This window comes from Bradyrhizobium sp. CCGB20, assembly GCF_024199855.1.
In the GTDB taxonomy this organism is placed as follows: Bacteria; Pseudomonadota; Alphaproteobacteria; order Rhizobiales; family Xanthobacteraceae; genus Bradyrhizobium.
In genome coordinates, this window is the sequence record NZ_JANADN010000001.1 from 3,369,312 (window position 1) to 3,383,271 (window position 13,960).

The window sequence follows — 13,960 nt, forward strand, 5'->3', positions numbered from 1 at the left end:
CAGGTGACGACCGGTCTTGGTGCAACATTGCTACGGGCGGGCAGGCGGCTTTTGTCGTCGCTGCCGGCGTTGTTCGGCGTGCTGGTCTTCACCTTTCTGCTGATGCGCGTCCTGCCGGGGGATCCCGCGGTGTTCTTCGCCTCGGGGCCCAACGCGGGCAAGGAGGAGATCGAGCAGATCCGCAAGCAGATGGGGCTCAACAGGCCGGTGCCGGAGCAGCTCGTGTTCTATCTGTCCGACATCGGCCACGGCAATCTCGGCCGCTCCATGATGACCGGGCAGCCGGTCCTCAAGGATCTGCGCGAACGGCTGCCGGCTTCGCTGGAGCTCACCTTCACGGCGCTCCTGATCGCGCTGATCGCGGCGGTGCCGCTCGGCGTGCTCGCGGCGCTCAGGCCCGGATCGGTCGTCGATCACGGCGTGCGGCTGTTCTGCGCGCTCGGCGTCTGCGTGCCGACCTTCGTCTCGGGCCTGCTGCTGATCTATGTCTTCTACTATCTGCTCGGGCTCGCGCCTGATCCGACCGGACGGATCGACGTCTTCACCTCGCTGCCGCCGCAGCGGACCGGCTTCCTGTCGATCGATTTCCTGCTCGCCGGTGACGTCGAGGGCTGGTGGGCGGCCTGCAAGCAGTTGATCCTGCCGGCCGTGAGCATGGCGCTGTTCGTGATCGCGCCGCTGGCGCGGATCACGCGCGCCTCGATGCTGGTGTCGCTCGGCAGCGATTTCGTGCGCACCGCGCGCTCGGTCGGGCTGTCGTGGCACAAGGTCGTCGTCACCTATGCGCTTCGGAACGCGATCCTGCCCGTCATCACCATCGCGGGCATCGTGTTCTCGACCATGCTCGGCGCCAATGTCCTGGTGGAGAAGGTGTTCTCCTGGCCGGGCGTTGCCTCCTACGCGCTCGATGCGCTGCTGTCCTCCGATTATGCGCCGGTGCAGGGTTTTGTGCTGCTGATGGCCAGCCTGTTCGTGCTGGTCAATCTGGTGGTCGACATCTGCTACGGCATCGCCGATCCCAGGGTGTCGATCGAATGACCAGTGCAACTCTCCGCCATTCGGTCTGGATCCTGCGCGGCAATCCGCTCACCGGCGTCGCTGCGGCCGGTGTTGCGCTGTTCGTCCTGCTTGCGATCTTCGGGCCGTGGATCGTGCCCTATGATCCCGTGGTCTCCAATGTCTCGGAGGCCTTGCAGCCGCCGAGCGCGGCGCACATCGCCGGTACGGATCAGCTCGGCCGCGACGTGTTCAGTCGCCTCGTCATCGCGGCACGGCTCGATCTCGCGATCGCGGTCTCGGCGGTCGGCATCTCCTTCGTGATCGGCGCGGTCGTCGGCGCGTTCTGCGGCTATTCCGGCGGCCGGCTCGATCGCGGCGTCGGCCGCTTCGTCGACGTGATGATGGCCTTTCCGCTGTTCGTGCTGGCGATGGCGATGGTTGCGGCGCTCGGCAACCGGATCGAGAACATCGTGATCGCGACCGCGATCATCAATCTTCCGTTCTACATCCGCTTCGCGCGTGCCGAGGTCAACGTCCGCCGCAATGTCGGCTGGGTGGAGGCCGCGCGCGCCTGCGGCGAGAGCCATTTCTCCGTGGTGTTGCGCTTCCTGCTGCCAAATATCCTGCCGGCGATGGCGGTGCAGATCTCTCTCAATCTCGGCTGGGCGATCTTGAATGCCGCCGGCCTGTCCTTCATCGGCCTCGGCGTCAAGCCGCCGACGCCGGAATGGGGCATCATGGTCGCGGAGGGCGCGCGCTTCATCTCGACCGGGCGGTGGTGGCTGGTGGCCTTTCCGGGCCTCGCGCTGATGATGGCCGTGCTGTGCTTCAATCTCCTCGGTGACGGAATGCGGGACATTCTCGATCCCCGGATGCGCACATGAGCGAGCAGCTGCTGGGGATCGACGACCTCCACGTCGCGTTCTCGACGCGGCGCGGCATGGTCGAGGCCGTGCGCGGGGTGACGCTCTCGGTCGAAAAGGGCGAGATGCTCGGCCTCGTCGGCGAGAGCGGCTCGGGCAAGTCGGTCACCGGCTTTGCGACGACGCGCTTGCTCGATGCGGCCGGGCGCGTCACCGGCGGAAAAATCCTGTTTCGCGGCCAGGACGTGACGAAGCTCAGGGGCGACGACCTCCGTCATCTCCAGGGCGCCGCGATGTCCATGATCTTCCAGAATCCGCGGGCGGCGCTGAACCCGATCCGGACGATCGGCCTGCAGATCGCGGATGCGATCCTCACCCACAAGCGCATCTCGAAGGAGGCCGCGCGCGCCGAAGCGCTGGATTTGCTGCGCGCGGTCCAGATCCGCGATCCCGAGACGCGGATGAACGCCTATCCGCACGAGCTCTCCGGCGGCATGTGCCAGCGCGTCATGATCGCGATCGCGATCTCCTGTAATCCGGCGCTCCTGATCGCGGACGAGCCGACCACCGGCCTCGACGTCACCACGCAGAAGGTGGTGATGGATCTGCTCGCGGACATCGCCGCCGCGCGCGGCATGGCGACGATCCTGATCACGCATGATCTCGGGCTTGCCGCTCGCTATTGCCGCCGCATCGCCGTGATGGAGCGCGGACGCATCGTCGAGGAAGCGAGCCCCAAAGCGCTCTTCACCGCGCCGCAGCATGCCTATACCAGGCGGCTGGTTGCGGCATCGCCGACCGCGACCTCCCGGATCGAGGACCTCGTGACGGAGGAGGAGCGGGAGCGCCACGCGACCGCTGTCAGCAAGCCGAGGCAGGAGCCCGCGTACGGCACGCCGCCGCTGCTGGAGGTGCGCAAGCTGGCAAAACGTTTCGACCAGGGCGCGGCGGCGGTTGCGGACTTCTCGATGACCATGGTCGGCGGCGAGAGCGTCGGGCTCGTCGGCGAGTCCGGCTCCGGCAAGAGCACGACCTCGCGGATGATCTGCCGGCTGATCGACCCGAGCGAAGGCGATATCGTGTTCGACGGGCAGTCGATCGGCCACGTCGCGGCGCGCGATTTTCACCGCTCTCCGCTCCGCAAAGACATCCAGATGGTCTTCCAGGACCCGAACGAGAGCCTCAACCCGCGCTTCACGGCGTTCGACTGCATCGCCCATCCGCTGATGCGGCTCGACGGCATGCGTGCGGGTGATGCGTTGCGCAAGCGGGTGGAAGAATGTGCGGAGCGCGTGGGTCTGCCGCTCGATCTGTTGCCGCGCTTTCCGCACCAGCTTTCCGGCGGCCAGAAGGCGCGTGTCGGCATTGCCCGCGCCATCGCCTGCCGGCCGCGGCTGCTGGTTCTGGACGAGCCGACCGCCGCGCTCGACGTCTCGGTGCAGGCGGTGGTGCTGCAACTGCTCGACCGGTTGCGGCGCGAGAACGACATCGCGCTGCTGTTCGTCAGCCATGATCTCAACGTCGTCCGCATGCTCTGCGACCGCACCATCGTGCTGCGCAATGGCGGCATCGTGGAGCAGGGGGAGAGCCGCGCGCTGTTCGATAATCCGAAGACGGACTACACGCGCAAGTTGGTCGAGGCGATTCCGCATATCGAGACCGGGCCGGCGCTGGCGGCTGCTCTTTGACGCCCGGGCGAGCCGAATTGGTGGTGAGATCCCGCTGGCGAAGGTCCGGTTAGTGGCATACCATTTGCACGCCAATGGGCTCTGGTTTCACCTGCCTTTGGCCAACGATGGCCGGCATCACAGCATTACTGGGAGGACTTCATGGATCGCAGGACCGTATTGAAGGGACTGGCTGGCGTGGGCGGTCTGGCATTGACCGGCATCTCGGCCCCGGCGATCGCACAAGGCGCATCGGCCCGCACCCTCCGCTTCGTGCCGCAGGCCAATCTCGCCAATTTCGATCCGATCTGGGGCACGCAATATGTCGTGCGCAACGCGGCGGCGCTGGTCTGGGACACGCTCTACGGGATCGACGCGCAGCTTCAGCCGCAGCGACAGATGGTCGAGTCCGAGGAGACCTCCGACGACGGCAGGACCTGGACGTTCAAGCTGCGTCCAGGTCTCAAATTCCATGACGGCGAACCGGTGCTGAGCAAGGACGTCGTCGCCAGCCTGTCGCGCTGGGCCGCGCGCGATCCGATGGGCCTGATGATCCTTGCGATCCAGCAGGAATTGACTGCCGTCGATGACCGCACCTTCAAATGGGTTTTGAAACAGCCCTTCCCGAAGATGCTCTATGCGCTCGCCAAGAACAACGCGCCGTGCTCCTTCATCATGCCCGAGCGCATCGCGAAGACCGACCCGTTCAAGCAGATCACCGAATATGTCGGCTCGGGACCGATGAAGTTCGCCAAGAGCGAATGGGTCCCCGGTGCCAAGTCGGTGTTCGAGAAGTTCGCCGATTACGTGCCGCGGCAGGAGAAAGCATCGTGGCTCGCCGGCGGCAAGCAGATCCTGGTCGATCGCGTCGAGTGGCTGGTGATGCCGGATCCGGCCACTGCGGCCGCCGCCTTGCAGAACGGGGAGGTCGACTGGTGGGAGAACCCGATCGCCGATCTTGTGCCCGTGCTGAAGAAGAACAAGAACATCAGCGTCGATATCGGCGATCCCCTGGGCAATATCGGCTCGTTCCGCATGAATCATATGTTCGCGCCGTTCAACGACGTGCGGGCGCGGCGCGCGGTGCTGATGGCGCTGAGCCAGGAAGACTACATGCGCGCGATCGTCGGTGACGACGATGCGCTGTGGAAGTCGCTGCCGGGCTTCTTCACGCCGAATACGCCGCTCTACAGCGAGCTTGGTGGCGAAATCCTCAAGGGCAAGCGCGATTTCGACGCCGCCAAGAAGCTGCTCGCCGAGAGCGGCTATTCGGGCCAGCCGGTGACGTGCCTCGTCGCGCAGGACCAGCCGATCACCAAGGCGCAGGGCGACGTCACCGCCGACCTCCTCAAGAAGCTCGGCATGAATGTCGACTTCGTCGCCACCGATTGGGGCACGGTCGGCTCGCGTCGCGCGGCGAAGACGCCGCCGGGGCAGGGCGGCTGGAACATGTTCCACAGCTGGCACGCCGGCGCCGACTGCATCACGCCCGCCGCCTACACCGCCATCCGCGCCAATGGCGAGAAGGCCTGGTTCGGCTGGCCCAACAGCCCGAACACCGAGAAGGAGATCGTGACCTGGTTCGACGCCAAGAATCTCGAGGAAGAGAAAGCGGCGATCGGGCGGGTCAACAAGTCGGCGCTCGATGACGTCGTCTATGCCCCGACCGGCTTCTTCCTGACCTACACGGCATGGCGCAAGAACGTCTCCGGCATCACGAAAGGGCCGCTGCCGTTCTTCTGGGGCGTGTCGAAGTCCGCATGATCGTGCGTTGAGGCCAGATGCTCTCCTACATCCTCCGTCGCATCGTCGCGACCCTGCCAGTGATGGCGATCGTTGCGTTGTTCGTGTTCAGCCTGCTTTATATCGCGCCGGGTGATCCCGCCGTGGTGATCGCAGGCGACCAGGCAAGCCCGGAGGATGTGGAGCGCATCCGCCAGAGCCTCGGCCTCGACCGGCCTTTCCTGATCCAGTTCGGAAGCTGGGTCTGGCGCATCCTGCACGGCGATCTCGGCACCTCGATCTTCACCAACCTGCCGGTCTCGACCATGATCGGGCAGCGGTTGGGGCCGACGCTGTCGCTGATGATCATCACGCTCCTGCTGACCATCGTCGTCGCCGTGCCGCTCGGCGTGGTGGCGGCGTGGAAGGCCGGCAGCCTGATCGACCGCGCGATCATGGCCTTCGCCGTGTTCGGCTTCTCGCTGCCGGTCTTTGTCGTCGGCTACATGCTTGCGTATATCTTCGCGCTCGAGCTCGAATGGCTTCCCGTGCAGGGCTATACGCCGCTGAGCGAGGGGTTTTGGCCGTGGCTGCAAAACCTGATCCTCCCCGCGATCGCGCTCGGCTGTGTCTACATCGCGCTGGTCGCGCGCATCACCCGTGCGACCATGCTCGAAGTGCTGCAGCAGGATTATATCCGCACCGCGCGCGCAAAAGGTCTCGGGCAGGGCGGCATCCTGTTCATCCACGCGCTCAAGAACGCGGCGGTGCCGATCGTGACCGTGATCGGGATCGGCATCGCGCTGCTGATCGGCGGCGCGGTCGTCACCGAAAGCGTGTTCGCGATCCCCGGCCTTGGCCGGCTCACGATCGACGCGATCCTGCGCCGAGACTATCCCGTCATCCAGGGCATCGTGCTGCTGTTCAGCTTCGTCTACGTCCTCGTCAACCTGATGATCGACGTCACCTATACGCTCGTTGACCCGAGGATCCGCTATTGACCGATACGACCCTCAATCCGCAATCGCTGCCGGCCGGTTTCGTTCTCGCGCCGCAACTGCCTGAAATCCAGCGGCCGGTCAGGATCCGGCGGGGCTTCATCGGGTTGCTCCGCGGCCATCCCACGGTCGCGATCGGCGGCGCGCTGCTGCTGACGCTGGTTCTGATCGCGGTCTTTGCGCCGTATCTCTGGACGGTCGATCCGACGGCACTCGCGCCCGCCAAGCGCACACGCGCGCCGTCGGCGCTTTACTGGTTCGGCACCGACGTGCTGGGCCGCGATATTTATTCGCGCGTGATGTTCGGCGCCCGGGTCTCGCTCACGGTTGGCCTGTCGGTTGCGCTCCTCGCATCCGCGGCGGGGCTTGCCATCGGCATCGTCTCCGGCTTCGTTCGCTGGGCCGACGGCATCCTGATGCGCTTTATGGACGGCCTGATGTCGATCCCGCCGATCCTGCTCGCGATCGCGCTGATGGCGCTGACACGCGGCAGCGTCGGCAACGTCATCCTGGCCATCACCATCGCCGAAATCCCGCGCGTCTCGCGTCTCGTGCGCAGCGTCGTGCTGTCGCTGCGCGAGCAGCCCTATGTGGACGCGGCGGTCGCCTGCGGCACGCGCACGCCGATGATCATCCTGCGCCACATCCTGCCCAACACGCTGGCGCCGATGCTGGTCCAGGCAACTTATATCTGCGCCAGCGCCATGATCACGGAGGCGATCCTGTCCTTTATCGGTGCCGGCACGCCGCCCACCATCCCGTCCTGGGGCAACATCATGGCCGAGGGCCGCGCGCTGTGGCAGGTCAAGCCCTACATCGTGTTCTTTCCGGCGGCGTTCCTCTCCGTCACCGTGCTCGCCGTGAACCTGCTGGGCGACGGCCTTCGCGATGCGCTCGATCCGCGCATGGCCAAGAGCCTGTGATGTCGGGGAGCTGATCGCGATGGCTTTGCTCGAAGTCGAGAATCTCCAGACCCACTTTCGCACGCCGGGCGGGATCAACCGCGCGGTCGACGGTGTCTCCTTCCATGTCAACGAGGGCGAGACGCTCGCCATCGTCGGCGAGTCCGGCTGCGGCAAGTCGGTGACCTCGATGTCCTTGATGCGGCTGATCCCGGAGCCGCCGGGCAGGATCGCGGGCGCGATCCGCTTCGCGGGCCGGGACCTGCTGCAACTGCCCGACCGCGAGATGCGCGCGATCCGCGGCAACGACATCTCGATGATCTTTCAGGAGCCGATGACGAGCCTCAACCCGGTCCTTACCGTCGGCCGCCAGATCCGCGAGACGCTGATGATCCATCAGGGTCTCGAGAAGCAGGCCGCCGAGGCGCACGCGATCGAGATGCTGACGCTGGTCGGCATTCCCGAGCCGAAGCGGCGCGTACGCGAATACCCGCATCAGCTCTCCGGCGGGATGCGCCAGCGCGTGATGATCGCGATCGCGCTGGCCTGCAATCCAAAGCTCCTGATCGCGGACGAGCCGACCACCGCGCTCGACGTGACCATCCAGGCGCAGATCCTCAAGCTGATGCTGGACCTCAAGCGCCGGGTCGGTGCGGCGATCATCCTGATCACCCACGATCTGGGCGTCGTCGCCGAGATCGCCGAGCGCGTCATGGTGATGTATGCCGGCCGCAAGGTTGAGGAGGCGCCGGTGGCCGAGCTGTTCCGTTCGCCGCGTCATCCCTATACGCAAGGCCTCCTCGGCGCAGTGCCGAAGCTCGGTTCGTCGCTGGCCGGCACCACGACGCGCCTTGCCGAGATTCCGGGGCAGGTGCCCGATCTCAGAAAGCCGATCACCGGCTGCGTCTTCGCCGGCCGCTGTGCGCTCGCGACCGATCTGTGCCGGCAATATGCGCCGGGACTCGAAGAGAAGGGCCCCCGTCACATCGCCGCCTGCCACTACGCCGCCAAGGGAGCGGTCGCAGCATGAGTCCTCCGCTGCTCCAGGTCAACGACCTCAAGAAACATTTTCCGGTCAACAAGGGCCTGTTCGGGCGACAAACCGAATGGGTCTATGCCGTCGACGGCGTCTCCTTCGAGATCGCGAAGGGCGAGACGCTGTCGCTGGTCGGCGAATCCGGTTGCGGCAAATCCACGGTCGGCCGCGCCATCCTGCGCCTGTTCGACATCACCGCAGGGCAGGTGATCCTCGACGGCCAGCGTATCGACGACGCACATCCGAGCACGATGCGCCAGATGCGCCGCCGCATGCAGGTGGTGTTCCAGGACCCGTTCTCAAGCCTCAACCCCCGCATGCGCGTGCGCGACATCCTGGCCGAGCCGATCCGCAATTTCGGCCTGGCGAAGTCCGCGACCGATCTCGAAACACGCGTGACGGCGCTGATGGACACCGTGCGCCTGCCGCGCGAGGCGCTGAACCGCAGGCCGCACGAATTCTCCGGCGGCCAGCGCCAGCGCATCGGCATCGCGCGGGCGCTCGCGGCGGAGCCCGAGCTGATCGTCTGCGACGAGGCCGTCTCCGCGCTCGACGTCTCGGTCAAGGCGCAGATCGTCAATCTCTTGCAGGATCTCCAGCGCGAGTTCGGCCTGGCGCTGCTGTTCATCAGCCATGATCTCGCGATCGTCGAGCACATGACCCACCGCGTCGCGGTGATGTATCTCGGCAAGATCGTCGAAGTGGCGCCGCGCCGCGAGATATTTGCAGCGCCGAAGCATCCCTACACGCAGGCGCTGCTCTCCGCGGTGCCGCTGCCCGAGCCCGGCGCCCAGCGCAATCCGATCATCCTCAAGGGCGACGTGCCGAGCCCGATCAATCCTCCGCGGGGATGCCGCTTCCACACCCGCTGCCCGCTGGTGTTCGACCGCTGCCGCACGGTGGAGCCGACGCTGCGCGCGATCGGACCGGAGCAGTGGGTGGCGTGTCACCTCGAAGACGGTGCGCCGGCGACGGCTTGATAGCCGCCGCCGCGCGCCGATCCCGATCTACTCGACCGTGACAGCCGTGACCTGGACCCAGTCATTGCCGTCGAACTTCTGCACCACCAGCCGCTTGAACGGGACATAATTGTCCGGCGTCGTGCTGTAGGTGGTGCCCGGCAGCAGTGAAGGCGCCGGGACGTTGTTCAGATGCGTCGCCTGGTACAGCAGGTTCTCGCGCGTCAGATTGTCCCCGCAGGCCTCGATGATTTTCCCCATGATGTAGGCGAAGGAATAGACGGCAAAACCGATCTCGTTCTTGGGGTCTTCGTTGGGAAGATACTTCTTCATGAAGGCCTGATAAGCCACGACATCAGGATCCTCCGCCCATTTCGGGCTCGACACCTGCTTGTAGGGCGTTGCCGCGATGATACCGGTGACGGAATCGAAGCCTGCGGCCTCAAGGAATTGCCGGCCGACCGACGGGCTGACGACGAGCTGCAGCGGCTTCCAGTCGAGCTCGAAGGCCTTCTTCATCGACTGCGAGGCGGCCTTGCCGAGCGAGACGTTGAAGAACACGTCGGCGCCTGACGATTTGAGCTGTGCGACCTGCGAGTCCATCGTGGGATCGGTCAGCTCGTAGGTGACCTCTTTGACGATCATGGTCGAAGCCTTGTCGCCGAGCCCCTTCTTGAAGCCGGAGACGTAGTCGCGGCCGAAATCGTCGTTCTGCATGAGGATCGCTACCTTCGCGTCCGGCTTCACCGACAGCAGGTACTTTGCGAGGATCTCGCCCTCGGTGCCGTAGAGATGGAATGCCGGCGTCGACCATTTGAACGCCTTCGGCTGGTTCCACTTGTTGGCGCCGGTCGAGACCAGCAGCTGCGGAACGCCCTTGCTGTTGAGATATTTCTGCACGGAGGACTGCGCTGCGGTCCCGGACGAGCCGAACAGTGCGAGTACGCCGTCGCTCTCGACCAGCTTGCGGGTCTGTTCGACGGTCTTGGGCGGCGAGAAGGCATCGTCGAGCGAGATCAGATTGATCTTGCGGCCGTTGATGCCGCCTTTCTCCTCGTTGAGCATCTTGAAATAGGCGACCTCAGTGCGGCCCTGGATGCCGTGGACCGACAGCGGGCCGCTATAGGGCATGGTCTGGCCGAGCTTCACCTCGGTATCCGAGGCGCCTTCGTCGTATTTCTTCTCGGCGGCATTCGCGCCTGTGACGAAGAGGAGCCCGGCGGATAAGACCGCCATCGCCGACAACAATCTCTTCATTTCATCCTCCCGATCGTGTTTTGTTATTCACCCTCATCCGGGTGCACTTGCCCTTGCGGCGAGTTCTTCGCGGAGCTGCCGCTTGACGATCTTGCCGCTCGCCGTGCGCGGCAGCTCCTCGGTGCGGATGTCGACATGGACGGGCAGCTTGAAGGCGGCGAGCCTCGGGCGCAGGTGCTCGATCACCTGGTCCGCAGTCAGACGTGATCCGGCCTTGGCGCGCACGACGGCGCCGACGAGCTCGCCGAGCACGCGATCGGGGATGCCGACGATGGCGGCCTCGAAAATGTCGGGGTGCGCGAGCAGGGCGTCCTCGATCTCGACGCAATAGACGTTCTCGCCACCGCGGATCAGCATGTCCTTGGCGCGGTCGAGCAGATAGACGAAACCTTCCGCGTCCATCCGGACGATGTCGCCGGTGCGGTACCAGCCGTCGCGGAACGCGGCTGTGGTCGCCTGCGGATTGTTCCAATAGCCCTTCACGACGTTGCCGCCGTAGATTTCGAGCTCGCCGACGGCGCCCACGGGCAGAACGTTTCCGGCGTCGTCGATGACGCGCAGGTCGCATCCGGGAACGGCGGGCCCGACGGAATCCGGGTGCGCGAGATAGTCCTCCGCCCCGTTCGACGTCGAGACCGAGGAGGTCTCGGTGGCGCCATAGCCGGTGCCGCCGAACTTGCCGGGGAACAGCGCTGCGACCTTGCGGGTCAACTCCGGCGATGCGGCGGCGCCGCCGTAGGAGAGACCTTCGAGGCTCGACACGTCGCGCCGTTCGAAATCCGGCGATTCCAGCAACTGCCACGTCATCGACGGTACGCCGGACATGCCGTTGATGCGCTCGCGCTCGATCAGCTCAAGCGCCGCTTCCGCGTTCCACTTGTACATCAGCACGATCTTGGAGCCGTTCGCCAGCGCCGGGATCATGATCGAGTGGCATCCCGTGACATGGAAGAACGGGACCGGAAGCAACACCGCTTTCTGCACGTTCGGCGGCGCGGGCAGGGGATCGCCGCGCCGGATCGCCGCACGCGCGCCCGAAAACGCGATGTTCACGAGGTTGCACATGATGTTGCGATGCGTGCCCAGCGCGCCCTTGGAGCGACCTGTGGTGCCCGACGTGTACAGGATGGTCGCGTCGTCGTCGGGATGGACGTTCCGATCGGGCGGCGCGCGGTCGAGCAGGGCGCCGTATCGCGACGGCGGCCCGATCAGATCCTCCAGCGCGGTCGTTTCGCCCCGGGCCTCGGGCGCAGCTCGCACCGCGATCAGAGCGGCAGCGTGATCGGCCGTGAGCGATTTGAGGCGTGCCAGCCGCTCGCCGTCAACGATGGCCACGTTCGCGCCGGAATCGCGCAGACCATAAGCGAGATCGTCCCCGGTTCCCCAGGCATTGAGCGGCACTGCGATCGCGCCGATGATCGTCGCTGCCCAGAATGCGATCGGCCATTCCGGGAAGTTCCGCATGGCGATGGCCACGCGGTCGCCCTTCTTCACGTCGAAATCATCGGCAAGCCGCCACGCCAGCGCGGATGCCGCGCGATAATGTTCGGCAAAGGTGAGACGTTCGTCCTCGAAGGCGATGAAGGTGCGGTCGCCCCACGCCTTGCTGGCCTCGAAGATCGCACGGAGATCGCGGTGGGCCTTCTTGTAGGCGCGGATGGGGCGCCCCGCGACGGTGATCGTCTCCATCTCGAACGGTGCGCCGGGAGAGGTGAGGATGCGATAGGTTTCGTCGAGCGAGACCGCCGGCCATTCGCGTCGCTCGCTTGTCATGAGAGCAATCTGCGAGGCGAGGCCACGAGTGACGGCATGCGCTTCCCTCCGCTGAACACGGCTTGTCGAGCACCGAGCGTTGTTGGCGCGACGCAATCCTCGACGCGCGTCAAGAGCTTGGGTGATGCGGAAGAGTCTGACTTGCGCTGACTTGCTGGCGAGCCCTCACCAAAGCGGGAGGGGTGATATGCAGCCGGCGGCTGGTCGACGCGAAAGCGGGCCGTCGCGGTCAGCCGCGGTGCGTTTGGATTGCATCAGGTCTGGATCGAGACGCGCAGGACGGCCATCCTGCGACGATGCCATTATCCCCGTGTTTGGCCCGACGGGTCAAATCCGTTTGCCCGTGAAAATTCGTAAGTCAAAACAACGCCATCTCTACTGTGCATGGGGTTGTTTTCGAGCTTCTTGTTTTGAGCGCTCAGCTCTTTTCCGACCAATCAGCCCTGGCGGCGCAAGAAACCTGTTATCGTGACTTTCTCCCAGATGCCGGCCGCCGCAAACGGATCGGCGCGGTTGAAGGCTTCGACTTCGGTGCGGCCGGGAGCCTCGATCAGGAACAGGCTGCCGATCATGCTCTCGCCGTCGTCGGAGACGAGCGGCCCCGACATCACGATCTTGACGCCGAAGCGCGAGGTGTCGCTCAGGAAAGCCTTGTGAGCGTCGTAGTTGGCGAGCCGCGTCGGCAACGCGCCGCTGCGGTCGAGGGCGTGAATGGCGAACAGCATGGTGTCTCCGTTTTCTTGGTTCGGTTCTTGGGACGGCCGCGAGCGCGGCCGTCCGGATATGTCGTGATCGGCCGACTTACTTGGCGCCGAGCTTGCCGGCGTCCTCGAAGGTCGGGCAGGTCCGCTGTTCCAGCGGCACGTCGAACGGCTGGTAATTGTCCTTGGTGATGACGGTCGGTTTCAGCACGATCTCGTTGATGACCGGCTGGTTGCGCAGGGAGCGGATCGCCATCATGGTGCCGAGGCATCCCTGCGCAAATCCGTTGTAGTCGCCGCTTGCGAGCAGCTTGCCGGACTTGATCGCGTCGATCGCCTCCTTGGTGCCGTTGATGCCGATCACCTGGGCCTTGCGGTTGGCGCCGTCGAGTGCCTCGATTGCGCCGACTGCCATGGCGTCGTTGGCGGCGAGCACGCCGTCGATCTGCGAATTCGACTGCATCAGGTTTTCCATCACCTGGAGCGCCTGCAGCCGCTGGTAGTTGCCGGGCTGCGAGGCCAGCAGTTTTGCGCCGGGCGTTTCCTTCAGCGCGTCGTTGAAGCCGCGGACGCGGTCGACATTGGTCAGCGAACCCTTGACGCCCTCGATGATGACGATGTTGCCCTTGCCGCCCAGCGTCTTGAGCAGGAAGCGCGCCGTCTCGAGCCCGAGGCTGTAGTCGTCGGCGCCGACGAAGGAGAGGAATTTGCCGCCCGCCGAGCGGTCGGTGATGTTGACGACCGGGATCTTGGCTTCGTTGATCTTCTCGACACCGGGCACCATCGCCTTGTAGTCCACCGGCGTGAACACGATGGCGCTCGGCTTCTTCACCACGACATCCTCGATCTGGCTGAGCTGCTCGGGGATCGAGTCCGGCTTGGTCGGGATGTACTGAAGCGTCTTCGCGTTCAGCGTCTTCGCCATGTTGTCGGCGCCGACCCGCACCGTCTGGAAGAACGGGTTGGTCTGGTTTTTGGTGAAGACGGCGATGGTTTCGCCGTCGGCGCGCGCCTCCGTGGTGAGCGTAGCCGCCATCAGCAGCGGCAGCGCCAGATAGCCCAGTTTCCGTGTCATGTTGCCTC

General features: G+C 65.3%; 12 protein-coding genes. 8 read left to right on the plus strand and 4 right to left on the minus strand.

The window, feature by feature from the left end; all coding sequences use genetic code 11:
• Positions 1-3 precede the first annotated feature (3 nt).
• The 8 genes from NLM15_RS15425 (at position 4) to NLM15_RS15460 (ending at position 9,167) form a co-directional block, all read left to right on the plus strand.
• On the plus strand, positions 4-1,038 hold the full coding sequence (locus NLM15_RS15425) for an ABC transporter permease (RefSeq protein WP_254117917.1): 1,035 nt from the start codon (positions 4-6) through the stop codon (positions 1,036-1,038).
• Positions 1,035-1,883: an ABC transporter permease gene (locus tag NLM15_RS15430; RefSeq protein WP_254117918.1), complete on the plus strand. Its 849-nt coding sequence runs from the start codon at positions 1,035-1,037 to the stop codon at positions 1,881-1,883. The genes NLM15_RS15425 and NLM15_RS15430 overlap by 4 nt, the downstream gene beginning before the upstream one ends.
• Positions 1,880-3,550 carry an ABC transporter ATP-binding protein gene (gene nikE, locus NLM15_RS15435; RefSeq protein ID WP_254117919.1) on the plus strand — a complete coding sequence of 557 codons (1,671 nt, stop codon included), beginning with the start codon at positions 1,880-1,882 and terminating at the stop codon, positions 3,548-3,550. Before NLM15_RS15430 ends, nikE begins: the two co-directional genes overlap by 4 nt.
• A 141-nt stretch (positions 3,551-3,691) precedes the next feature.
• Positions 3,692-5,293 carry an ABC transporter substrate-binding protein gene (locus tag NLM15_RS15440; protein ID WP_254117920.1) on the plus strand — a complete coding sequence of 534 codons (1,602 nt, stop codon included), beginning with the start codon at positions 3,692-3,694 and terminating at the stop codon, positions 5,291-5,293.
• Between the two features lie 17 nt (positions 5,294-5,310).
• Entirely contained in the window at positions 5,311-6,252 is a 942-nt protein-coding gene (locus NLM15_RS15445; protein ID WP_254117921.1) for an ABC transporter permease, read from the plus strand.
• Positions 6,249-7,172, plus strand: a complete 924-nt coding sequence (locus tag NLM15_RS15450) for an ABC transporter permease (RefSeq protein WP_254117922.1) — start codon at positions 6,249-6,251, stop codon at positions 7,170-7,172. Before NLM15_RS15445 ends, NLM15_RS15450 begins: the two co-directional genes overlap by 4 nt.
• Positions 7,173-7,191: 19 nt before the next feature.
• Entirely contained in the window at positions 7,192-8,181 is a 990-nt protein-coding gene (locus tag NLM15_RS15455) for an ABC transporter ATP-binding protein (protein WP_254117923.1), read from the plus strand.
• Positions 8,178-9,167, plus strand: coding sequence for an ABC transporter ATP-binding protein (locus NLM15_RS15460; RefSeq protein ID WP_254117924.1), 990 nt, complete (start codon positions 8,178-8,180; stop codon positions 9,165-9,167). The genes NLM15_RS15455 and NLM15_RS15460 overlap by 4 nt, the downstream gene beginning before the upstream one ends.
• 27 nt (positions 9,168-9,194) lie before the next feature.
• Here the strand turns inward: NLM15_RS15460 and NLM15_RS15465 are convergent, their stop codons facing one another.
• The 4 genes from NLM15_RS15465 to NLM15_RS15480 all read right to left on the minus strand — a co-directional run bounded on the left by NLM15_RS15465 (position 9,195) and on the right by NLM15_RS15480 (position 13,952).
• On the minus strand, positions 9,195-10,403 hold the full coding sequence (locus NLM15_RS15465; RefSeq protein ID WP_254117925.1) for an ABC transporter substrate-binding protein: 1,209 nt from the start codon (positions 10,401-10,403) through the stop codon (positions 9,195-9,197).
• Positions 10,404-10,436: 33 nt separating this feature from the next.
• Entirely contained in the window at positions 10,437-12,176 is a 1,740-nt protein-coding gene (locus tag NLM15_RS15470) for a class I adenylate-forming enzyme family protein (protein ID WP_254117926.1), read from the minus strand.
• 437 nt (positions 12,177-12,613) lie between these two features.
• On the minus strand, positions 12,614-12,901 hold the full coding sequence (locus NLM15_RS15475) for a YciI family protein (RefSeq protein WP_254117927.1): 288 nt from the start codon (positions 12,899-12,901) through the stop codon (positions 12,614-12,616).
• Between the two features lie 76 nt (positions 12,902-12,977).
• Positions 12,978-13,952 (minus strand): sugar ABC transporter substrate-binding protein, encoded by a 975-nt coding sequence (locus tag NLM15_RS15480; RefSeq protein WP_254117928.1) that lies wholly within the window; start codon positions 13,950-13,952, stop codon positions 12,978-12,980.
• Between the last annotated feature and the right edge of the window lie 8 nt (positions 13,953-13,960).